This window comes from Cognatishimia activa, from assembly GCF_001458335.1.
GTDB lineage: Bacteria > Pseudomonadota > Alphaproteobacteria > Rhodobacterales > Rhodobacteraceae > Cognatishimia > Cognatishimia activa.
The window spans coordinates 30,489-53,085 of the sequence record NZ_CYTO01000008.1; the positions used below are offsets into that span (position 1 = coordinate 30,489).

Annotated in this window: 20 protein-coding genes; 14 read left to right on the top strand and 6 right to left on the bottom strand. The window is 55.0% G+C overall.

What is annotated here, in order from left to right:
- The first annotated feature begins 27 nt into the window (after positions 1-27).
- Positions 28-846 (top strand): sulfotransferase family protein, encoded by an 819-nt coding sequence (locus tag TA5113_RS03660; protein ID WP_058313351.1) that lies wholly within the window; start codon positions 28-30, stop codon positions 844-846.
- Between the two features lie 265 nt (positions 847-1,111).
- On the opposite strand, the gene TA5113_RS03665 is transcribed toward TA5113_RS03660, so the two are convergent.
- Together TA5113_RS03665 and nth are read right to left on the bottom strand one after the other, a co-directional pair.
- Positions 1,112-2,098, bottom strand: coding sequence for an adenosine kinase (locus TA5113_RS03665; RefSeq protein ID WP_058313352.1), 987 nt, complete (start codon positions 2,096-2,098; stop codon positions 1,112-1,114).
- Complete coding sequence (gene nth, locus TA5113_RS03670) at positions 2,095-2,739, bottom strand: endonuclease III (protein WP_058313353.1); 645 nt, start codon at positions 2,737-2,739, stop codon at positions 2,095-2,097. The genes TA5113_RS03665 and nth overlap by 4 nt, the downstream gene beginning before the upstream one ends.
- 144 nt (positions 2,740-2,883) lie before the next feature.
- On the opposite strand from nth, the gene TA5113_RS03675 reads away from it, so the two are divergent.
- From TA5113_RS03675 to TA5113_RS03685, 3 genes are all read left to right on the top strand, one after another.
- The gene (locus TA5113_RS03675; RefSeq protein WP_058313758.1) at positions 2,884-3,732 is read left to right on the top strand and encodes a bifunctional helix-turn-helix domain-containing protein/methylated-DNA--[protein]-cysteine S-methyltransferase; all 849 of its coding nucleotides are present in this window, start codon (positions 2,884-2,886) and stop codon (positions 3,730-3,732) included.
- Between the two features lie 147 nt (positions 3,733-3,879).
- Positions 3,880-4,539, top strand: a complete 660-nt coding sequence (locus tag TA5113_RS03680) for a YiaD family glycine zipper/OmpA-like lipoprotein (RefSeq protein WP_058313354.1) — start codon at positions 3,880-3,882, stop codon at positions 4,537-4,539.
- A 141-nt stretch (positions 4,540-4,680) separates the two neighbouring features.
- Entirely contained in the window at positions 4,681-5,217 is a 537-nt protein-coding gene (locus TA5113_RS03685; RefSeq protein ID WP_058313355.1) for an NADPH-dependent FMN reductase, read from the top strand.
- A 7-nt stretch (positions 5,218-5,224) separates the two neighbouring features.
- Here the strand turns inward: TA5113_RS03685 and TA5113_RS03690 are convergent, their stop codons facing one another.
- Positions 5,225-6,259 (bottom strand): NAD(P)/FAD-dependent oxidoreductase, encoded by a 1,035-nt coding sequence (locus TA5113_RS03690; protein ID WP_058313759.1) that lies wholly within the window; start codon positions 6,257-6,259, stop codon positions 5,225-5,227.
- A gap of 98 nt (positions 6,260-6,357) precedes the next feature.
- Here TA5113_RS03690 and mnmC2 point away from each other — a divergent pair, with 98 nt between their 5' ends.
- Complete coding sequence (gene mnmC2, locus TA5113_RS03695) at positions 6,358-7,035, top strand: tRNA (5-methylaminomethyl-2-thiouridine)(34)-methyltransferase MnmC2 (protein WP_058313356.1); 678 nt, start codon at positions 6,358-6,360, stop codon at positions 7,033-7,035.
- Positions 7,032-7,904, top strand: a complete 873-nt coding sequence (locus tag TA5113_RS03700; protein ID WP_058313357.1) for a DMT family transporter — start codon at positions 7,032-7,034, stop codon at positions 7,902-7,904. Before mnmC2 ends, TA5113_RS03700 begins: the two co-directional genes overlap by 4 nt.
- 5 nt (positions 7,905-7,909) lie before the next feature.
- On the opposite strand, the gene TA5113_RS03705 is transcribed toward TA5113_RS03700, so the two are convergent.
- Positions 7,910-9,844: a lytic transglycosylase domain-containing protein gene (locus TA5113_RS03705; protein ID WP_058313760.1), complete on the bottom strand. Its 1,935-nt coding sequence runs from the start codon at positions 9,842-9,844 to the stop codon at positions 7,910-7,912.
- A 161-nt stretch (positions 9,845-10,005) separates the two neighbouring features.
- Between TA5113_RS03705 and dapA the strand changes: the two genes are divergently transcribed.
- Positions 10,006-10,881 carry a 4-hydroxy-tetrahydrodipicolinate synthase gene (dapA, locus tag TA5113_RS03710; RefSeq protein WP_058313761.1) on the top strand — a complete coding sequence of 292 codons (876 nt, stop codon included), beginning with the start codon at positions 10,006-10,008 and terminating at the stop codon, positions 10,879-10,881.
- Positions 10,882-10,952: 71 nt separating this feature from the next.
- Here the strand turns inward: dapA and ubiB are convergent, their stop codons facing one another.
- Together ubiB and ubiE are read right to left on the bottom strand one after the other, a co-directional pair.
- Positions 10,953-12,485 (bottom strand): 2-polyprenylphenol 6-hydroxylase, encoded by a 1,533-nt coding sequence (gene ubiB, locus TA5113_RS03715; protein WP_058313358.1) that lies wholly within the window; start codon positions 12,483-12,485, stop codon positions 10,953-10,955.
- A gap of 1 nt (position 12,486) precedes the next feature.
- Entirely contained in the window at positions 12,487-13,239 is a 753-nt protein-coding gene (gene ubiE, locus TA5113_RS03720; RefSeq protein WP_058313359.1) for a bifunctional demethylmenaquinone methyltransferase/2-methoxy-6-polyprenyl-1,4-benzoquinol methylase UbiE, read from the bottom strand.
- Positions 13,240-13,398: 159 nt separating this feature from the next.
- Here ubiE and mutM point away from each other — a divergent pair, with 159 nt between their 5' ends.
- The 7 genes from mutM (at position 13,399) to gyrB (ending at position 22,559) form a co-directional block, all read left to right on the top strand.
- Positions 13,399-14,250: a bifunctional DNA-formamidopyrimidine glycosylase/DNA-(apurinic or apyrimidinic site) lyase gene (mutM, locus tag TA5113_RS03725; protein ID WP_058313360.1), complete on the top strand. Its 852-nt coding sequence runs from the start codon at positions 13,399-13,401 to the stop codon at positions 14,248-14,250.
- Positions 14,251-14,314: 64 nt separating this feature from the next.
- Positions 14,315-15,091, top strand: coding sequence for an acryloyl-CoA hydratase (gene acuK, locus TA5113_RS03730; protein ID WP_058313361.1), 777 nt, complete (start codon positions 14,315-14,317; stop codon positions 15,089-15,091).
- 311 nt (positions 15,092-15,402) lie between these two features.
- The gene (gene rpsT, locus TA5113_RS03735; protein WP_058313362.1) at positions 15,403-15,666 is read left to right on the top strand and encodes a 30S ribosomal protein S20; all 264 of its coding nucleotides are present in this window, start codon (positions 15,403-15,405) and stop codon (positions 15,664-15,666) included.
- A gap of 477 nt (positions 15,667-16,143) precedes the next feature.
- Positions 16,144-17,538: a chromosomal replication initiator protein DnaA gene (dnaA, locus tag TA5113_RS03740; protein WP_058313363.1), complete on the top strand. Its 1,395-nt coding sequence runs from the start codon at positions 16,144-16,146 to the stop codon at positions 17,536-17,538.
- Positions 17,539-17,707: 169 nt separating this feature from the next.
- A complete protein-coding gene (dnaN, locus tag TA5113_RS03745; protein WP_058313364.1) occupies positions 17,708-18,826 on the top strand; it encodes a DNA polymerase III subunit beta in 1,119 nt (372 codons plus the stop codon).
- Between the two features lie 58 nt (positions 18,827-18,884).
- Entirely contained in the window at positions 18,885-19,985 is a 1,101-nt protein-coding gene (recF, locus tag TA5113_RS03750; protein WP_058313365.1) for a DNA replication/repair protein RecF, read from the top strand.
- A gap of 156 nt (positions 19,986-20,141) precedes the next feature.
- Entirely contained in the window at positions 20,142-22,559 is a 2,418-nt protein-coding gene (gyrB, locus tag TA5113_RS03755; protein ID WP_058313366.1) for a DNA topoisomerase (ATP-hydrolyzing) subunit B, read from the top strand.
- Positions 22,560-22,597: the final 38 nt, after the last annotated feature.

Below are 22,597 nucleotides of genomic sequence, written 5' to 3' on the forward strand. Positions count from 1 at the left end.
GGTTGCCGATAACCGGAGGCATTTAATATGGGATTCCCGGGCACCTGGATGACAGAAAGTCAAAGTGTCGTGTACCGCGTTGTTCCGAAATGCGCGTGCTCGACCATCGGCCAGATTATGTACTTCTCCGATCATGGAGAATATTTCGATGGTGACATTCACGACGCAAAGGAAGGGCTCCATAAGTGGGCTCAGGATGACAGTAAGAGCTCTATCAGCGATGTTGTCCATAACGGCGAGACATACTCTTTCACCTGCGTTCGAAATCCGTACTCACGGATCTTGAGCTCGTTCTTCGATAAGATTTGCGGCATACAACGCAATGGCAAACGCTACCGTGGAAATATGGTGCCTATGTTGATCCAACAATATGGGATCGAAGTGGGCGGCCCGGACGGTACAGAAGAGTTTGACCAAATCAAAAGCTTCCGTCGTTTCTTGCTATTTGCCCGTGATACCATCCGTTGGCGACGGCCTATGGATCCAGACATTCATTGGTCCGCAAGCTCCGGACATGTATCGACGTTTATCGTGAATGGTGGGCGCTACGACAAGATTTTCTGGACGGAAGATTTCAACGCAGGCATGCAGGATGTACTCGACAGTATAGAAATTCCACACGCTATAGATCTGGATGAAGTGCCGCGGTTCAATGAGTCGGAAGGGCACGGTCCAAAACGGTTGCACCCGATTGAAGACTATTTCGACGACCTGTCGATGCACTTGGTCTACGAAATCTACAAACGCGACTTTGACCTGTTCAAATACGATTTCGAAAATCCAGCGAACAAGAAACCTGTTGGCGAAATCGACCTCGACGAGATCCACGCCAAGTTGGGTGATTAAATAGGTACGGCATGAGGGGCTTTGCCCCTCGGCCTTCGGCCTCACCCCGGATATTTCTGCCAAAAAGAAAGCAGCTAAGAGTTTATTAAAACTCTTCGGTAATCTTGCATGTGCGGTACAGGCTGGGAAGCCGATGACCGTCCAAGAAGAAGACGTTCTTTTCAGGTAAGCATCGGCGCTTGGTCGACCGGCCTGAAAAGAACGCAGCTTTTGCTTCTTTTTGGTTCAAATATCCAAATCAAAAAAGGCGACTGGATAAAGGTCTCTAGAGAAGGCCCTCTTTCCGAAACAGTGATTTTAGATCCGTTTCTGGACGCGCGCCGAAATGGCTGATCACCTCTGCCGCTGCGACGCAACCCATACGTCCGGACACTTCAAGTGTCTGCCCAGTCGCATACCCATACAGGAATCCGGCAGCAAACTGATCGCCAGCACCCGTCGCATCAACGGGCACGATTTCGTTCACAGGGACAGCCGCCTGTTCATCCCCCTGGACAAGTACCACGTCATGGCCAGAACGCGTGCAGACGATCAAACCCGATTCTGATGCGGCCGTTTCCAAGGCAAACCCCAGATCATCGGTTTCATAAAGTGATTTCCATTCGTGCTCGTTGCCGATCACGTAATCCAATTCACGTACCAAACGACGAAAATCTGTCCGGTGGCGATCCACACAAAATGGATCAGACAATGAGATGCCAGCTTTCCCACCACCCGCTTTGCAGAGTGATGCTGCACGCTCGAAGGCATCTTTGCCTTTCGGCTTGTCATAAAGATAACCTTCCAGAAACAGGATCTTGGCCTGACCGGCCACATCGTCGGATACATCCTCAGGGCCAACCTCTGAAGAAATCCCCAAGTAGGTGTTCATGGATCGCTCTCCATCCGGAGACACAAAAATCATAGACCGAGAGGTCGGCAGTTCGCCACTCGCAACCGGAGCGTTTGGAAAATCAGTGCCACCCGCAATCATTTCCTGCTCATGAAACTTGCCAAGAGCATCATCATTGACACGACCAATAAAGGCCGTGGTCAAACCTAGGTTGCCCAACCCCGCCAACGTATTGGCAACGGACCCACCCGGCGCTTGCACGCGATTGGTCATGGCGCCGTAGAGCACTTCGCCGCGTTCTTTTTCGACCAGCTGCATGATGCCTTTTTGAATGCCCATCAGGTCCAGAAAACTATCGTCAGACTGGCTGATCACATCAACAACAGCGTTGCCAATGCCAACGACTTGGTAATTGCTCATAGGTTCTTTTCCTCAAACATACAGAGATCGCGGATCACACATGTGCCGCAAAGGGGTTTCCGTGCCTTACAAGTGTAGCGGCCGTGCAATATCATCCAGTGATGCGCGTGCAATTGGAAATCTGCCGGAATGTGATCTTCAATTGCCCGTTCAACCGCAACGACGTCCTTGCCTGGACAAACGCCAGAGCGATTTCCAAAGCGAAAAATATGCGTGTCGACCGCCTGAGCCGGGTATTGCCACCACATATTCAAGACAACATTGGCCGTTTTGCGCCCGACGCCCGGCAAGCTTTCCAAGGCTGCGCGAGAGTTGGGGACTTCTCCGCCATAATCCTCAGCCAAGATTTTGGAGAGCTTCATCACGTTTTTGGCTTTATTGCGGTATAGGCCGATCGTTTTGATGTGTTCGATCAATTTTTCTTCGCCAAGATCCAGCATCTTCTGCGGGGTATCGGCGACCTTAAACAGCTCCGCTGTCGCTTTATTCACACCTTTGTCGGTGGCCTGTGCAGATAACGCCACAGCCACAACAAGCGTATAGGCATTCACGTGGTCCAGTTCGCCTTTCGGCTCTGCATCCGCCTCGCGAAAGCGTTCAAAGATTTCGCGAATTGTGTGATAGTCAAGTTGCCTGGCCATTGGTTCCGCTCGGATCTCTTATGCGTGGGTCCACAAAGATGTAGAACCTTTGAACCAAAACATCGACCTTAAATGCGCAGAAATCGGGTCGATTGCACATCCCCCAGCACATAGGGTGAAACCATTGATACACTCATGAAAGACATGCCCATGACCGACATGGAACAAAGTTACCACTACGGCGTCATTCGCCGCGCGATCGAACTGATTGACGATGGCGGTCAAAACATGTCGCTGGAAGAGCTGAGTGATGCGATGGGCATGAGCCCGTCTCATTTCCAGAGGCTCTTTTCAAAATGGGCCGGCGTATCGCCAAAAAAGTTCCAGCAATACCTCACCTTGGGCCACGCCAAAGCATTGCTTGAAGATCGCTTCACGACACTAGAAACCGCGCAGTCGGTTGGCCTGTCGGGCACCGGACGATTGCACGATTTGTTCCTTAAATGGGAAGCAATGAGTCCGGGAGACTACGCGCGCGGAGGCGCCGCTCTTCAGATTTTTTGGGCGTGGTGTGAAAGCCCGTTTGGTCCAGCTTTGATTATGGCAACCGATAAAGGCATCTGCGGGATTGCATTTGCTGCGGAAACGGGTGCGGACGCGGCAATGGCGGACATGCTATCGCGCTGGCCCGAAGCAGAATTTATAGAAGATCCGACCCGAATTCACCCTTTGGCAGCTTCTGCCTTTGGTGGTCCTGAGACGCTGTCGCAGACACCCATTTTTGTTATGGGCAGCGCATTACAAATCAAGGTTTGGGAAGCGCTCGTATCCATCCCAGAGGGTTCTGTGTGCACCTATTCGGACATTGCAGAAACCATCGGTCGGCCAAAAGCTGTGCGCGCCGTGGCAAGTGCCATCGGTCGCAATCCAATCAGTTGGTTGATCCCGTGTCACCGGGCTCTGCGCAAGACCGGCGGCCTCGGCGGTTATCACTGGGGTCTTCCCGTGAAACGCGCGATGCTTGCCTACGAAAGCGCACGAGCAGAGATCTAACCCCAAGGTTTACAGCCAATTCCCGCCGATTTGATCGTTTTTGGGCATTATCCTGCGCATTTCCCCTTGCTGGTCAACACCTGCGCGCGCAGACTTTGGGCAGAGCTTAAACGTCCGATTGAACGGACCTGAGAAAATGAGGCAACCATGATCCGAGCGAAATTCGCAGTCGGCTTGACCCTTGGGGCAACCTTGGCGCTAAGCGCATGTACCGACCCAAACTATGCGGGCATTGATCGCACCAACACCAAACAAGGCGCTGCAATCGGAGCAGCCGTGGGTGGTATATTCGGGGCGATTGTCAGCGACAACAAAGGCGGCGGCGCGGTGCGTGGTGCTGCGATTGGTGCTGGTGTCGGCGCGTTGGTCGGCAATGAGCTGGACAAACAAGAGGCTGACCTGCGCCGCGATCTGAACAACGATAACGTCCAGATCACTAACACCGGCGACCGTCTGATTGTCACTCTTCCGCAGGACATCCTTTTTGCAACAGACAGCAGCTTTGTGCGCACCGATCTTCAACGTGATCTGCGCACGATTGCTGGCAACCTGATGGCTTACCCGAACTCTACGATCCAAATTCTGGGCCACACCGACAATGTAGGTGATGCGTCCTACAACCAAGGGCTCAGCCTGCGACGCGCGGAAGCGGTCGCGGATGTGCTTCTGGACTCTGGGGTGCCATTTGGGCGGATCGACGCGGTGGGTCGCGGCGAAGACCAGCCGATCGCAACCAACCTCACACCTGAGGGGCGCGCACAAAACCGTCGCGTTGAAATCGTAATCCTTCCAAACGCACAAGGCTAAGGCATAGGAAAGATCAATTCCCGAAACCCGCCAATCAGGCGGGTTTCTTGTTTTCGAGCGCACAGGCCCTGCGCGCGATCAGTGGCTTGTCAGCACGATTCATTGCCATAGCTTATCCCTCGATAGGAACCAGGTAATGACATGACAAAACTTCTCGGAATTTCCGGCTCGCTTCGGACAGAGTCTGTAAATAGCAAACTCGTACGCGAAGCCGCGCGGCTTTACGGCGAGGCTGACTTCAAGGAAGCCAACATTAAGCTGCCCTTGTACAATGGCGACGATGAAGACCGTCATGGCCTGCCAGACAATGTCCTCAATCTTGTTTCACAGATTTCAGACGCAGATGGCGTCATCATCTCAACGCCCGAATACAACGCGGGCATCACGGGCGTTCTAAAAAACGCGTTGGATTGGGTGAGCCGCCACAAGCCAAGTCCGTGGGTTGGTAAACCAGTCGTCGTTATGAGCGCCGCAGCAGGACGCGCCGGTGGTATCCGGGCACAAACAATGTTGCGAAGCTGCATGACGTCTTTCAGCGTCCGCATTGTGCCAGGATCGGAAGTCGCAATTGCCGGGGCTGGCTCTGAATTTGATGCGCACGGACAATTGATTTCCGAGCGGTACACAGCTTCCGTTGAACGCCTCATGCAGGCGCTGCGCCGCGAGATTGAAGCGTGATAATGGGCTAGAGCGATGCCTCCGGCTTAAAGGCGTCTGGGGTTGTGTCTTGGCCCGACAACACCAGATCGGCCATGCATTCTCCAATTTTAGGAGCCATGCCAAAGCCAATCTTAAAGCCGCCATTGGCAATGAACTCACCCGTTCGTGTCGGATGAGCGCCCAGCATTGGCGCGCGGCTTTTGGCACGCGGACGTACACCCGCCCAGCGCTCAAGAACCTCCGCATCCGCGAGCGCCGGCATGGCGTTGATAGCGCGGTCGATCACATCATCCAGTTGCGTATCGGTTTGGTCGGGCGTGTCGAAGTCGCGTTCGCTGGTAGAACCCACTGCGACCGTGCCATCCGCATGGGGAATGATGTGGAGCGCGTCAGCAAAGAGTTGCGGCAATCCTTTTCGATCCAGCTGAAACAGAGCCGCTTGCCCCTTCACACCGTTTCCAACCATGCGACCCATTTGGTCTGAAACCTCAATAAGTCCCCGCCAGCCTGTGGCCCAGACGACAGCACCCTCAGGCTTCGCCTCGGTGCAAATCTCGACACCTTTTTTCCGCAACGCGTCGGCTAGGGCATGGCAAGACTGCCGCGGATGGATACGCGCGCTCAATGTGTCATACACGACCAGACCCGTAGGACTCTCAGGAGACCAATCACCGAAGTCATCTTGGTTCACGATGCGCCACTCAGCTTTGCCTTGCCACAGGGGAACCGCAGTTTCCGCGCGGGATTTAGCGAGGTTTAAAGCCCGCTCATCCGCGATAGGCTGAAGGCGTCCCAACCGGCCATAACCACTCGGCAGGCCAGAGATGTGTTCCACCTCAGCCCAAAACGATTCCGCCATGATCAGGCTTTCAAATTGGAACGCTTTTTTATCGTTCCAGTTCTCGGGGGTATGTGGTGCCAGCGCTCCGACCAAACCGCCGGACGCGCCCGCGGCAACCCCGTTGGGATCGACCACACGCACCGAGGCACCGCGTTTCACGCAGGCCCAGGCGACAGACAAACCAAAGGCACCTGCCCCCATGACTGTGACGTCCACCATTGCGAAACCCCATTTCAAAACGCTGTTGCAAAACACTTCGATTTTGCCCAAAGCTTCAGCCTCGGACGAAGTCAGACCAACCTCTAAGGCAAACTGTGATGAGCGACCAGACGGCAAAGCTGGAATGGCGGGATGATAAGATCCCAGTCTCCACGCATTTTGATGATCCTTATTTCAGTTTGGACAATGGCCTAAGTGAAACACAGCATGTGTTTTTGGCAGGCAATGATCTACCTGCACGATTTGCGCCCGGCTTTCATATCGCAGAGCTTGGCTTTGGTACCGGCCTTAACTTTCTGGCCGTTTGGAAGGCTTGGGAGGAAGCTGGGCACGACACGCCATTGCGGTTCACCAGCTTTGAGGCCTTCCCGATGAATGCGGAAGAGATGGCACGCGCTTTGGCCGCTTTTCCGGAAGTTGCTGCCTACGCGGAACGACTCTGTGTGGCTTGGGCAGAGGACCCAACTCTTTCCACGCTGCAAGGTATCGACGCTTGCGTTGTGATTGGCGACGCACGGGAAACACTTGCGGAACAGAACTGGCAAGCGGACGCTTGGTTCTTGGACGGGTTCTCCCCGGCGAAGAACCCAGAACTCTGGGATGAGGCACTGATGAAACAAGTCGGTTTGCACACCAAGGACGACGGCACGGCCGCAACCTACACAGCTGCTGGGTTTGTGCGCCGCGGTTTAGAAGCCGCGGGATTTGAAGTCGAACGCGTCCCAGGCTTCGGGCGCAAGCGTCATATGACCGTCGCCCGAAAGGCAAGCTCATGACCGCTACCAACAACCGTTTGGGTTTCGTGCTTATGACCCTGACGTCGCTCATTTTTGCTTTGCAGGATGGCATCTCGCGTCATCTGGCCGCCGAATATAACGTCTATATGGTCGTGATGGTCCGGTTTTGGTTTTTTGCGACCTTTGCTTTGATTTGGGCCCATCGCAATGGTGGCGTTCGCAAGGTAGCACAATCCCAAAAACCCTGGCTGCAATGGGCGCGCGGCGCTTTGTTGGCGCTGGAAATTTGTGTGACGGTGGTTGCTTTCACATTGCTCGGTCTCACGGAAAGCCATGCGATATTCGTCTGCTACCCTCTGCTTATTGTTGCGCTTTCAGGCCCCTTATTGGGTGAAAAAATCGGTTGGTTCCGTTGGTCCGCTGTCGGTGTCGGTTTCCTCGGCGTGCTCATCATCCTACAGCCTGGAGCGGGTGTCTTTTCTCCGTTAGCAATCATCCCGTTGGTCGGCGCTTTCATGTTTGCGCTGTATGGAATCATGACCCGTTACGCTGGCCAATATGACAGCTCTATCACCAGCTTCTTTTACAATGGCACCGTCGGGGCGCTGGTTATGACCGCCATTGGCGTTTTCCATTGGGAGCCAATCCTCGGCACAGACCTCGCTTGGCTCTTGTTGCTGTGTGGCACAGGCATTCTGGGACATTGGATGCTGATCAAAACCTATGAGATCGCCGAAGCCAGTGCGGTTCAGCCCTTTGCCTATCTTCAAATGCCCTTCGCGGTTGCGGTGGGCATGATGGCCTTTGGCGAAACATTGCGCGCCAATGTCGCGATTGGTGCCGCGATTATCATCGGCGCGGGTGTGTTTGCGCTGCTGCGCGAGCGTCGTGTGAAAAGCGCGTCCTAGACAGTTTAATTGGTGAGCAACGACCGTCCGACCAATTCCTTGCTAAAGGGGACTGGAAGAGGGTTTTTGCCAAGTCGCGCGCGATAAATTGGCAAGCTTTCGGCAACACGCATCACGTAGTTTCGGGTCTCATTAAACGGGATGTGTTCTATCCAATCGATGATATCCATACCCCCCCGGCGGCGTGGATCACCCCGTTCTGACATCCAACGGGTCGGCCGACTTGGCCCGGCATTATAACCTGCGGCGACCATAATGACGTTGCCATCAAACTCGTCTGCCAGCCCTGCCAAATAAGCTGTGCCCAAAGTAACGTTATATTCAGGGTCACTCAGTAGACGGGGCTTTGAATAAGCGATGCCCAAAGCGCCCGCGACCTGTTTGGCCGTTCCCGGCAAGATCTGCATCAAGCCTTGTGCATTCGCACCTGATACAACGACCGGATCAAACTCGCTTTCGCGTCGCGCGATGGACAAGGCCATTTCGGCAGGAACAGAGAGATTGCGGCGTTTCGCCATTGGGTGCAGTGGGTAGTAAGGCGCGTGGATCGTTTGGCCGAACTTGATAAACCGTTTACCAAGCATCACTGCGATATGAGGCTGTCCCATATCAATCGCCATCTGTCCCATCTGAGCCATGGTTCCGCGATCCTGCGTTTCTGCAAGATGCGTCCAGAAACGCTCGGCCAAAGACATTTCACCCGCTTTCAAAAGCGCCAGTGCCGCTTGGTGGACAGAGCTCCGCGTGAAAGGTGCGCCCCGCCAATCTGTAGCACGCGCCCCAGCAAGTTCAGGCTTGATCGGAACGCCCGCCTTTTCTGCGGCAAGCAATCCATAAAAGCTTGTTTGATGTTGCCCACCGCCAGCATAAGCGCGTTGTGCAGAGGCTTTGTCTCCCAGCGCTTCATAGGTGCGCCCGATCCAATACCCTGCACGGCCCCAAGAGATAGGGGTCGCAACCGCTTGCTCAAAACGCACGAAATGCTGAAGTGCGGTCTTTGGCTTGTCCAGAAAGCGCAGCGCAATGTAGCCAGCGAGCCATTCTAGGTCGGCGTACTTGCTGCCCTCGACGAGGCCGTGGTTGATGGCGATCTGATAGGCGAGACGATGGTTGCCTGCACGCATTTGGCTCCGCGCATATGTCTGGCGACGACCGGCCCAAGGCAGAGCCTCGCCAAGGTTGCCCGCCTTGCTTTGCGCCACCAACAATTCAATTGCCGAGTCGCTTCTGCCCTTTCGTGCGCGCCATTGGAAACGTTCGTAAGCTAACCCCGGATCATTGGCCAAAAGCTGCGGGATCGCTTCGATCAAAACGTCCACACCGGTTCGATCGAGCCGCAAGGCCAGTCGCGCTGCCGCAAGTTTGCGCCAACCATCAGAGACCAGCGGATACATCCGTTGCGCGTTCTCTTTCCACCCTTTCCATAGGGCGTAATCGAGCCGTGCCTCATGATGATCTCGAAGAACCCGGCCATAGTCCGCCAGGTACTCTGCTTGAAGGGACTCAGACATCGCCATCGTACGCCATGCCAGGACGATTTCAGCTTCCGCTGCTCCACTTTGGCCGGAAGACTTGAGCGCACGCGCGTAAGCTAAAGCACCTTCTGCCGTGCGGGGATCTTGCGCTCCGAAGAAACCGATCACGCGCTCATTCGGCGCGTCCTCAAAACTATCTTCCATTTGCCGCCGCAAATAGGGCAATCCGGGCCAGTCTGGACGGCGCGCCAAGAAGGCAACCGTCTCACGCGACGTGCCCTCTCCCGCGCGCAAGCGATGCCATTCAACGATATCACGCACCACTTCATCCTGGCGCCGCACCAAGCGCTCTGCTTCCGCCCAATCTTTGGCACGGACCGCGTCCATGGCGTTTGAAAGCGCTTGCGCAGATGCAGCACCGGTGAAGCTCAGGGAAAAAATGAGGACCCAAAGAAATCGTATCACGCTTGCAATTTCCCGACTGACGAAGGATATGACCCAAACATAGGTCTGCGTGGACGATTGCGCCAATCATAAACTTGGCAAACCGGCGTGATCCCGCTAGGTTCCGCGCGACTTTCAACCCGGGCGTCTTGCCCAGCACCGCAAAAACAAAGGAGCGTGTCATGTTTAAAGGGTCTTTTCCCGCACTCATCACGCCGTTTACGAACGGCGAGCTGGATCTTGAGACGCTCAAAAAGCTGGTCGAGTGGCATATCGGCGAAGGCACACACGGGTTTGTTCCAGTGGGCACAACAGGCGAATCTCCGACCCTGACCCATGACGAGCATGAAACCGTAATCGAAGAAGTGGTCCGTGCGTCCGCTGGTCGTGTTCCGGTCATCGCCGGCGCAGGCAGCAACAACACACTGGAAGCCATCCGCTTTATGCAATTTGCTGAGAAAGCGGGTGCGGATGCGGGTTTGGTGGTGACACCTTACTACAACAAGCCAACCCAACGTGGTTTGATCGCGCATTACACGGCGCTGCATGACTGCTGCGAGCTGCCGATCATCATTTACAATATTCCGGGCCGCTCGGTTGTCGACATGACCCCAGAAACCATGGGCGAACTCGCGAAACTTCCGCGCATTGTTGGCGTGAAAGACGCAACAGGCGATCTGAACCGTGTCAGCCAACAACGCATTACTTGTGGAACAGAGTTCGCCCAGCTTTCTGGCGAAGATGGCACCGCATTGGCGTTCAACGCTCATGGTGGCCAAGGCTGTATCTCTGTAACCGCCAACGTCGCACCGCGTCTGTGTTCAGAGTTCCAAGAAGCTACTCTGGCAGGCGACTACGCGAAAGCGTTGGAACTGCAGGACCGTCTCTTCCCGCTGCACGAAGCGATCTTTGTGGAGCCTGGCCTTGTGGGCGCAAAATACGCGATGTCCAAACTGGGTCTGTGCAGCGAAGAAGTTCGTTCACCGTTGACCGGCCTTCTGGACGACACCAAAGCGCAGATCGACGCGGCTATGCGCCATGCGGGCCTGATCAGCTAATCTAAGCGATCTCTAAAATGACAAAAGCCTCGGTTCATCACCGAGGCTTTTTTGTTTGCGGGGTTTGATTTCTAGAGCCACAAGAGCGCTGCATAGCTTCCACCCAGCGCAGCAGCAGCTCCGGCGACAATCCCTAAAGCAACATAGCGCCAAACCCGGACAGGCGGTGTCTCAACTGGTGTCGACTGTGCAATCAATGCGCTCTCCACCAGCCCCGGCAACCGAGGCCCAAAGCGCGCAATGACCTTAGCGGTTTTCATCAGATCGCTTGCAAGCGCACGCGGGCCAATTGATTGCTTGATGTAGTCACCCACCACTGGCTTCGCCACATCCCAGATATTCAAGGTTTCATCTAAGGACCGCGCCACCCCTTCGACAACAACCATGGTGCGTTGCAAAAGGATTAGCTCGGTACGCGTTTCCATGCCAAAGCGCTCGGTTACCTCAAACAGGTAATTCAGCAACCGCCCCATTGAAATCTTGGTTGCGTCCATACCAAAGATCGGCTCACCAACGGCACGCAAAGCGCGGGCGAACTCATCGACATCTCGATCAGCTGGAACATATCCCGCCTCAAAATGCACTTCTGCCACGCGCTGATAATCGCGCTGGATAAATCCAAACAGGATTTCTGCATACACCCGACGGGTGTACTCGTCGATATGGCCCATGATCCCAAAGTCATAGGCGATGATATCCCCATTGGCAGCGACCTTCAGGTTGCCTTGGTGCATATCTGCGTGGAAAAATCCGTCGCGCAGAGCGTGGCTCAGGAATAGTTGAAGGACACGGCTTCCAAGGGCATGACGATCATGGCCAGCGGCGTCCAAAGCGTCATTGTCGCCAAGCGGAGCGCCTTCTGCCCAATCCATTGTCATCACCCGCCGCCCGGAATGCTGCCAAAGGATCGTAGGTATCTGAAAGCCTGCGTCCTTTGCCGTGTTCGCGGCAAACTCGCTGGCCGATGCGCTTTCAAGGCGCAGGTCCAGCTCACCGGTGACAACACCGTCAAAATGTTTGATGACGTCGGTTGGTTTCAGACGGCGTGAGCCGGGCAAGAAGAGTTCGGCAAAACGCGCGGCGAAATAAAACGCATCCACATCTTTGCGAAAGGCGCGTTCGATGCCCGGACGCAGGACCTTGACCGCCACGACTTGGCCCGTCTCAGCCAAAGTCGCTTTGTGGACTTGCGCAATTGACGCCGCCGCAACGGGTTCAGAAAACTCAGAGAAGATTTGATCGGCTGATACTTCCAGTTCAGCGGCAATCGCCTTTTTGGCTTCTGCCACCGAGAATGGCGGCAAGCGATCCTGCAGAACACGCAGCTGCGTCGCCATCTCGCCACCAACCACATCTGGCCGCGTGGACAGCACTTGCCCGAACTTTATGTAAGCCGGTCCCAAAGCGCTGAGTGCACGTACGACGGGCGGCATGTTTTGATCACCCTTGATGCCCAGCCAGCGAAACGGCCAAACAATTGAGCGTGCCATAATGCGCAAAGGTTTTGGTGCATTAAAGGCCTCAAGCACGACACCCATGGCACCCGTGCGCTCAAGCGTTGCGCCAGTTCGGATCAAGCGCCAAATATTATGCGGTCCGCGCATATTAGATTTTCCAACCAGAATGCAGCGCCGCGATGCCCATGGACATGTTGCGGTATTTGGCGTTGGAGAAGCCTGCCTTTTTCACCATGCCTAAGAAGGTTTCTTGGTCTGGGAAATTACGGATGGATTCCACAAGGTACTGATAGCTGTCTCGATCATCTACGATCAGCTTTCCCATTTCCGGGATCACATTGAATGAATAGCGATCATAGGCCCATTGCATTGCCGGGTTTGGCAGTTGGCTAAACTCCAGAACCATTAGACGCCCACCGGGCTTCAGTACGCGGAACGCTTCATTCAGGGCTTCCTGAGGGCGGGTCACATTCCGAATACCAAAGCTGATTGTGTAGACATCGAATGTGTTGTCGGCGAACGGCAAAGCCATAGCGTCGCCAGTCACCCAGTCCAAGCTGTCAGCCATCTGTTCTGCTTCTGCCCGTTTGCGTCCTTCTTCGAGCATTGGCGCGGTCAGATCGAACACCGTTGAATGGCCTTCGCCAGCGCGTTTCAGAAAGCGGAATGAAATGTCGCCCGTGCCGCCAGCCACATCCAACAGCTTCTGACCCGGACGCGGCGCAAGCCAATCCATCATCGCATCTTTCCAGATGCGGTGGATCCCCATGCTCATGACGTCATTCATCAGGTCGTAATTGTCGGCTACGTCAGAGAACAGCCCTTTCACGCGCCCCGCCTTTTCAGATTCCGGAACGGTTTCAAAACCAAAATGCGTGGTGTTTTCTTCTGTCTGTGTCATAGCGGTGCCACCTTAAATGTCGTGCCTTACATATAGGCCTCTTCAGCCTCAGACAATGCGCTGAATTCACGATCATTTTGACGCGCCCAAGGTGGCCCCACTTCCGCCCCTTTCCAAATTGCGCTAGCAATCGATGGTCCAGACCAGAGAGGCCCAAAATTGCCTGAACTTCCAGAAGTCGAAACCGTTCGCCGAGGTCTTGTCCCGGCCATGGAAAACATCGTGATTGCGAAGGCAGATGTGAACCGGCCAGATCTGCGCTGGCCTTTTCCAGATCGCATGGCAGAGCGGCTGACTGGCGCGCGCGTGAATGCGTTAAGGCGGCGTTCAAAATACATCCTCGCAGACCTATCGACAGACGAGACCCTGCTTATTCACCTCGGCATGTCAGGACGTATGCTGATTTCGGGTGATCCATTGGGGCAATTTGTGCACGAGCACCCTGCCCCGGAAAAACACGATCATGTGGTGTTTCATATGGAGAACGGAGCACGTGTCACATTTAATGATCCTCGCCGTTTCGGCGCGATGGATCTTCTGGACACCGCGACCGCTGCCGAACACCCTCTATTGGCATCAATTGGCCCGGAACCTTTGGGCAACGATTTTAACGAAAATTATCTGGTCAAAAAGCTCGAGGGACGGAAAACGCCCATCAAATCGGCGCTTTTGGATCAGAAAATCGTCGCAGGATTAGGCAATATCTACGTCTGTGAAGCGCTCTATCGTGCAAAAATTTCGCCCAAACGTCACGTCAACAAGATCTCTTCAGCGCGCATATCCAGCCTCGTTCCAATCATCCGCGATGTGTTGACTGACGCCATTTCTGCGGGAGGGTCTTCGCTCAAGGATTTCCGCCAAGCCGATGGAGAACTTGGATATTTTCAGCATTCCTTTGACGCCTACGGACGCGACTCGGAGCCTTGTCGCAGCGAGGATTGCAATGGGGAAATCGTGAGAATCACCCAATCGGGGCGCTCTTCTTTCTACTGCCCGCAATGCCAAAGATAGCTTGATCCGGCGCACGCAGGTGGTAAGGCTTTGAGTCTGAACGGAAACAACAGAAAGCAGATTCATGGCTTTTGAGACGATCATCGTCGAAGTTGAAGATCACGTTGCACTGATCAAGTTAAACCGCCCTGACGCGTTGAACGCGCTGAACTCCGAATTGCTGGGCGAGCTTGCTCAGGCTCTCAAAGAAGCAGACGCCAACGACAAAGTGCGCTGCATCGTCCTAACAGGCTCGGAGAAGGCCTTTGCCGCCGGAGCCGATATCAAAGAAATGTCCGAGAAGACCTTCGTGGATATGTTTTTGTCCAACTTCTTTGCGGGCGAAGGTGATGCCGTTGTGAACACACGTAAGCCAATCATTGCTGCGGTATCAGGCTATGCTCTTGGCGGCGGTTGCGAACTGGCAATGATGTGTGACTTCATCATCGCTTCCGACACCGCGAAGTTTGGCCAGCCAGAAATCAACCTTGGTGTTATTGCTGGGATTGGTGGCACTCAGCGCCTGACGCGGTTTGTGGGTAAATCGAAATCCATGGATATGCATCTCACGGGCCGCTTTATGGATGCGGAAGAAGCAGAGCGCTCTGGGCTCGTTTCTCGGGTGGTTCCGGCGAAAAAGCTGATCGACGAAACGATGGGTGCAGCACAAAAGATCGCGGAGAAGTCCATCATTGCGAGCCTCGCTGCAAAGGAAGCCGTAAACCGCGCCTATGAAACAACGATGACCGAAGGCATCCTATTTGAACGTCGCCTGTTTCATTCGCTCTTCGCCACAGAAGACCAGAAAGAGGGCATGGCAGCTTTCCAAGAAAAGCGCGAAGCCCAATTCCGTGACAAGTAAGAGCGACCCAACGGTAAGCTCGCAAAAGAATCAGAAGGCCGCCCAATCAGGGCGGCTTTTTTGCCACACAGCCGCGCAAGAATCATCTTTATGATTCGAATTGTTGCGAAGCAAAAAGTTCGCTGCATGTGCAAAATACTTACTGATTATTTTGCTATTCACAATCTCTGCCAAACCCTTTATAGACCGCCGTCATACATGCGCGTGATGCCCGCTCAGGCAAGAATCGGTCCGGGAAACTGGACAGACCTGTTTGGTGTTATGAGACGCGTGAAACGCTGAACAAAGTTAGAAATAAAGGTCTGAGATTCATGGCAAACTCACCACAGGCGAAGAAACGCGCCCGTCAAAACGAACGCCGCTTTGAAGTAAACAAAGCACGCCGCTCTCGCATTCGTACTTTCCTGCGCAAAGTAGAAGAAGCGATCGAGACTGGCGACCAGTCTGCAGCTGCAGAAGCACTGAAAGCAGCACAACCAGAAGTTATGCGTGGTGTTACCAAAGGCGTATTCCACAAAAACACCGCTTCTCGCAAAATCTCCCGTCTGGCAGCTCGTGTAAAAGCACTGAGCTAAGTCTTTATAAGACTGCAAGATTTCAAGGCGCTTCTCTGAGAGAGGCGCCTTTTTTATATGCTCAGTTCAACGAGCCAAAGAGATTCTTTTTACTGAATCTTAGAGTCAAGTTCGAAGATCAGTTGCCGGGCCGCAGGCGATATTGCTAGCTTGGTTCTGCGATTCACATCGCCACATCGGGGGGCCGGCGCCTAGTCAGTTTAAACTGGAAAGTTGCTTGCTATTACAACCCAAAGGAGACGCGCTCGGTTTCAACCGCATTGCAAGTTTCCAGGGTGTAACAGCGAGGTGCCAAAGCCTATTTTTGCTCGCGCTAACGTGCGTTGGACGAAACAAACGGGAAAAGTGGGGACTTTTCCTGACGGGATAGTTTTGTCCAGGCTCCATGAGCCGCGATTCCCGTAGAGGTGCTGTGGATCTGGGAATGGCAAAGACGGGGCTCGCGCCCCACAAAGCAAGGCGCAGAAACGGGGACAGATGACACAGGAGCAGTGGGGGTCGCTTCAGCAAGACCTTTTAAAGACAGTTGGGCAGAATAATTACAAAGCTTGGATCGAGCCGCTGCGGCTTACGGAACTGGCAAATGGTGTGGCGACCTTTACGGTGCCAACCAACTTTATCGGGAACTACGTATCTCAAAATTTCGGTGACTTAATCATTCACCAGCTTTCGCAAGCGGGCGAAGACGTTCAGCGCGTGCATTTCACTGTTGGTCGCGCAGCGGCCAATAGCAACGGCGCAGCGTCACCTAGCATCGCCGCTCCGGGGAAGCCTTCGGCGAACCGTGCCTCAGCACCGGCTACAAGTACGGTCGCGTCAAGCAAAGACGACCTGCCTGGTGCACCGCTCGACACGCGCTTTACGTTTGACAGCTTCGTCGTTGGCAAACCAAACGAGCTGGCAAACGCTGCCGCTCGCCGCGTCGCCGAGGGTGGTCCTGTCTCTTTCAACCCGCTATTCCTCTATGGGGGCGTTGGCCTTGGTAAAACCCACCTCATGCACGCGATCGCATGGGAGCTTCAGACCCAGCGCCCGGACCTGAACGTTCTTTACCTCTCTGCTGAACAATTCATGTATCGCTTCGTGCAAGCCCTGCGTGACCGCAAAATGATGGACTTCAAAGAAATGTTCCGCTCGGTGGATGTTTTGATGGTCGACGACGTACAGTTCATCGCGGGCAAAGACTCCACTCAGGAAGAATTCTTCCACACGTTCAATGCTTTGGTTGATCAGAACAAGCAGATCATCATTTCGGCTGACCGCGCACCGGGTGAGATTAAGGATATGGAAGACCGCATCCGCTCACGCCTGCAATGTGGTCTGGTTGTGGACCTGCACCCAACCGACTACGAACTGCGTTTGGGCATTCTGCAAAGCAAGGTCGAGCAATATCGCGGTCAGTACCCTGACCTGAAAATTGCCGACGGTGTTCTGGAATTCCTTGCACACCGCATCTCTACAAACGTGCGCGTTCTAGAGGGTGCGTTGACTCGCCTCTTCGCATTCGCATCGCTGGTAGGCCGCGAAATCACCATGGACCTGACACAGGACTGTCTATCTGACGTTCTGCGTGCATCCGAGCGCAAGATCAGCGTCGAGGAAATCCAGCGTCGTGTGGCGGAACACTACAACATTCGCCTGAGCGACATGATTGGCCCGAAACGTGTGCGCACTTTTGCGCGCCCTCGTCAGGTCGCCATGTTCCTGTGCAAACAGCTTACCAGCCGCAGCTTGCCAGAAATCGGCCGTCGCTTCGGTGGCCGCGACCACACCACAGTCATGCATGGCGTGCGTCGCATCGAAGAGCTGCGCAGCTCTGACGGTCAGATCGCCGAAGATCTGGAATTGTTGCGCCGTGCGCTTGAAGCGTAACCAATTTGCAAAAATTCATGTTCAGCGGGCCCATTGTGGCCCGCTTTTCTGTCTAACGCTTGACGCCCTTTAAATAACGGCGGAAAAAGGCAAAAAGGGCTTGAGCAATGGGATGAAGCGGCTAGTGTAGTCGCCCCGGGAACCCGCCCGCACTTCGGAGGAAGAAGAGATGAAAATCAGCGTCGAACGTGGCACCCTGCTGAAGGCAGTATCTCAAGCGCAATCCGTGGTGGAGCGGCGCAACACAATCCCAATCTTGGCAAACGTTCTGATCGAAGCAGAAGGTGACACGGTTCAGTTCCGCGCGACTGATTTGGACATCGAGGTGGTGGACAAGGCCCCGGCTCAAGTGGAGCGCGCAGGCGCAACAACGGTTTCCGCCAACACGCTGCATGAAATCGTCCGCAAACTGCCAGACGGCGCTTTGGTGACTCTGACTGACGATGGCACATCCGGACGTCTGACCGTGGAAGCGGGTCGGTCGAACTTCTCTTTGGCAACCTTGCCGAAAGAGGACTTCCCGGTCATGGCATCCTCTGAATATGCCTGCAACTTCAGCGCCAACGCGGCCCAGCTGCGTCGCCTGTTTGATAAATCCAAGTTTGCGATCTCAACCGAGGAAACGCGCTACTATCTGAACGGCGTTTACATGCACGTTTCTGACGCAGATGGCGGCAAAGTTCTGCGCTGCGTAGCGACGGACGGTCACCGTCTAGCGCGCATCGACTCTGATCTGCCAGATGGTGCGGCTGACATGCCGGGCGTCATCGTGCCCCGCAAAACCGTGGGCGAATTGCGCAAGCTTCTGGATGACGACGAAATGGATATCGCGGTGTCCGTCTCTGAAACCAAAGTACGCTTCGCAACCCCTGACATCACCCTGACATCCAAAGTCATCGACGGCACCTTCCCGGACTACACACGTGTGATCCCAGCAGGCAACACCCGCCGCTTGGAAGTCGACGCGTCGGACTTTGCACAAGCAGTCGACCGTGTTGCGACGGTCTCCTCTGAACGCTCTCGCGCCGTGAAACTCGCACTCGATGAAGACCGCCTGATCCTGTCAGTGAATGCACCGGACTCCGGCGCTGCAGAAGAAGAGCTCGCAGTTGCCTATGGCGACGAGCGCTTGGAAATCGGCTTTAACGCCAAATACTTGCTGGAAATCGCAAGCCAGGTGGATCGCGAAAACGCGGTCTTCATGTTCAATTCCGCTGGCGACCCAACTTTGATGCGAGAAGGCAACGACACGACTGCGGTCTATGTCGTGATGCCAATGCGCGTGTGAGCGAGCCAGCAACCATATTCCTATTCCTTAAGGCCTCCGCAACATTGCCGGGGGCCTTATGACTCTTGCGCTTACGCAGCTGACCATCAGCCATTTTCGCAGCCACAAACATAGCCGGATCGAGTGCGACGCACGCCCTATTGCGATCTTTGGCCCGAACGGCGCCGGCAAAACCAACATCCTAGAGGCGGTGTCCCTTTTCTCCCCGGGCCGCGGCATCCGCCGCGCCAGCGCCCAAGACATGACACGTCGCCCAGAAGCCCTTGGATGGAAGCTCAAAGGCATCCTGAACGCCACCACGGGCCCGCAAGAGATCGAAACCTGGTCAGATGAAGGCGCGGCACGACAGGTCAAGATAAACGACAAAACCACGCCCCAGACGCGCCTCGGAGAACTCTGCCGTGTCATCTGGTTGATCCCGGCCATGGACCGCCTTTGGATCGAGGGCGCAGAAGGCCGCCGTCGTTTTCTGGACCGAACCGCATTGTCCTTCTTTCCGGATCACGCCGAAGCCGCACTGACCTATGAAAAAACCATGCGAGAGCGCAACCGTCTGCTTAAAGAGCAAGTCCGCGATGCGCACTGGTACCGCGCTCTTGAGGATCAAATGGCGCAGGCGGCGACAAAGATCCATGCAAACCGCTCAGCCACCATCCAATCGCTGACCAGTGCACAAGCGCAAACCACCACGGCCTTTCCAATCGCGGAACTTGAGATCCAACAGACAGAAGGCGCGATCCCAACCACAGAGGACGATTTCAAAGACGCCTTCGCCGAAAGCAGGCCCCGCGATATCATGGCAGGGCGCACGCTGGTCGGCCCACACCGCAGCGACCTTTACGCGGCCTATATTGCCAAAGGTGTCCCGGCGTCTGAGTGTTCTACCGGAGAGCAAAAAGCACTCCTGATTTCCCTCATCCTTGCCAATGCCCGCGCGCTTGCAGATCAAATCGGCACGCCGCCAATCCTACTGCTCGACGAAGTCGCGGCCCATCTCGACGCAAACCGTCGCGCAGCCCTTTATGATGAGATCTGTGCCTTAGGCGCACAAGCATGGATGACCGGCACAGAAGACGGGCTTTTTGACTCGCTTGGGGCGCGCGGCCAATACCTCGAGATCACCGAAACCAACGGTATTTCTGAAAGCAAAACCTCCTAAATTCACCTTTGCAAAAATACTCAAATTCCAGCGCCAGCGGCACGTGCAAAGCCCCTTAAAACGCACGCAACCTTCCGCCCAGTTTTTTGCCCCAATCACGTGACATTCCCACGGCAAACCGGTATAAATTCCTGAAAGAATAAGGGACCTCACCACATGAGCGACAACGCGCAAAACCCCGAGCAATACGGCGCGGATTCTATTAAAGTTCTCAAAGGCTTGGAAGCCGTCCGGAAACGCCCGGGCATGTATATCGGTGACACCGATGATGGCTCTGGCCTGCACCATATGGTGTATGAGGTCGTGGATAATGGCATCGACGAAGCTTTGGCGAAACACGCTGACTATGTGACCGTGAAAATTCACGCAGATAGTTCTGTTTCTGTCAGCGACAACGGGCGCGGCATTCCAGTTGATATTCACCCCGAAGAAGGCGTGTCCGCAGCCGAGGTTATCATGACCCAGCTCCACGCCGGTGGTAAATTTGACAGCAACTCCTACAAGGTGTCCGGCGGTCTGCACGGGGTGGGTGTCTCCGTTGTGAACGCGTTGTCGGATTGGCTGGAATTGCGGGTCTGGCGCAACGGCAAAGAACACTTTGCGCGGTTTGAGGGCGGTGAGACCTCCGAACACCTGAAAGTGGTTGGGGACGCTGGCGATCACACCGGTACCGAAGTGCGTTTCCTTGCCTCCACAGACACATTCTCCAATCTCGAATACTCCTTCGACACTCTTGAAAAGCGCCTGCGCGAACTGGCCTTTCTAAACTCCGGTGTGCGCATCATCCTAGAGGACGAGCGTCCCGCAGAGCCGCTCAAGACCGAGTTGTTCTATGAAGGCGGCGTGAAAGAATTCGTCAAATACGTCGACCGCAACAAAACAGCGATGATGGACACGCCGATCTATGTGAACGGTGAAAAGGACGAGATCGGCGTCGAAGTGGCCATGTGGTGGAACGACAGCTACCACGAGACCGTCCTGCCCTTCACCAACAACATTCCACAGCGCGATGGTGGTACACACCTTGCGGGCTTCCGTGGTGCTTTGACCCGGACGCTGACAAAATACGCCCAGGAAAGCGGGATCGCGAAAAAGGAAAAGATCAACTTCACCGGCGACGATGCTCGCGAAGGTTTGACCTGTGTCCTGTCCGTGAAAGTCCCTGATCCGAAATTCTCCTCTCAGACCAAAGACAAATTGGTTTCCTCCGAGGTGCGCCCGGCGGTTGAAAGCTTGATGGGTGAAAAGCTGTCGGAATGGTTTGAGGAAAACCCTAATGAGGCCAAGATGATCGTTGGGAAGATCATCGAAGCAGCCATGGCCCGCGAAGCAGCGCGCAAAGCGCGCGAACTCACCCGCCGTAAAACGGCGATGGATGTGAACTACCTCGCTGGCAAGCTGAAAGACTGCTCTGAAAAAGACCCGGCCAAAACCGAAGTCTTCTTGGTGGAGGGTGACTCCGCTGGTGGCTCTGCCCAGACCGGTCGTGACCGGGGCACACAGGCCGTGCTTCCGCTGCGCGGTAAAATCCTGAACGTCGAACGCGCACGCTTTGACCGGATGCTATCGTCTCAGGAAATCGGCAACTTGGTCATGGCGCTCGGCACCGGGATTGGCCGTGATGAATTCAACGTCGATAAACTGCGCTACCACAAGGTCGTGATCATGACCGATGCGGACGTGGACGGTGCGCACATTCGGACGCTGCTTTTGACCTTCTTCTATCGTCAGATGCCAGAGCTGATCGAACGTGGCCACCTCTACATCGCGCAGCCGCCGCTTTATAAAGTCTCTCGCGGCAAGTCCGAGGTGTACCTCAAAGACCAAGCGGCACTGGATGACTATCTGGTGGAACAAGGCGTCGATGGTGCCGTTTTGCGCCTTGGCTCTGGCGAAGAGATTGTTGGCGCGGATCTTGCCCGTGTCGTGAACGAAGCGCGCCAACTCAAGCGCGTGCTGGATGCGTTCCCGACCCATTACCCGCGCCACATTCTGGAACAGGCAGCCATTGCAGGTGCCTTTGTTCCGGGCGCAGTTGAAGCCGACTTGCAGGGCGTTGCTGACAAGGTTGCAGAGCGTTTGAACCTGATCGCATTGGAATACGAACAGGGTTGGCAAGGCCGCATCACACAAGACCACGGCATTCGTCTAGCCCGCATCCTGCGCGGTGTCGAAGAAGTTCGCACGCTTGACGGCCCGATGCTGCGCTCTGGCGAAGCGCGTAAAACCGGCAGCTTCACGCAAAGCCTGCAAGAAGTGTACGGCGTTGCGGCATCCCTTACCCGCAAAGAGCGCAATCAGGTCATTCATGGCCCGCTAGACCTGCTGGACGCGATTTTGTCTGAGGGCGAGCGCGGGCTGACCTTGCAGCGCTACAAAGGTCTCGGCGAAATGAACCCGGATCAGTTGTGGGAAACCACTTTGGACCCGGATGCGCGCACGCTGCTGCAGGTGAAGGTCGAAGACATGGCGGACGCCGATGACCTCTTTACAAAGCTGATGGGTGATGTTGTGGAACCACGTCGCGAGTTCATTCAGAAGAACGCACTCAGCGTTGAGAACCTCGACTTCTAAACCTGAAGACAAAAAAAGCCCGCCGGTCTGGCGGGCTT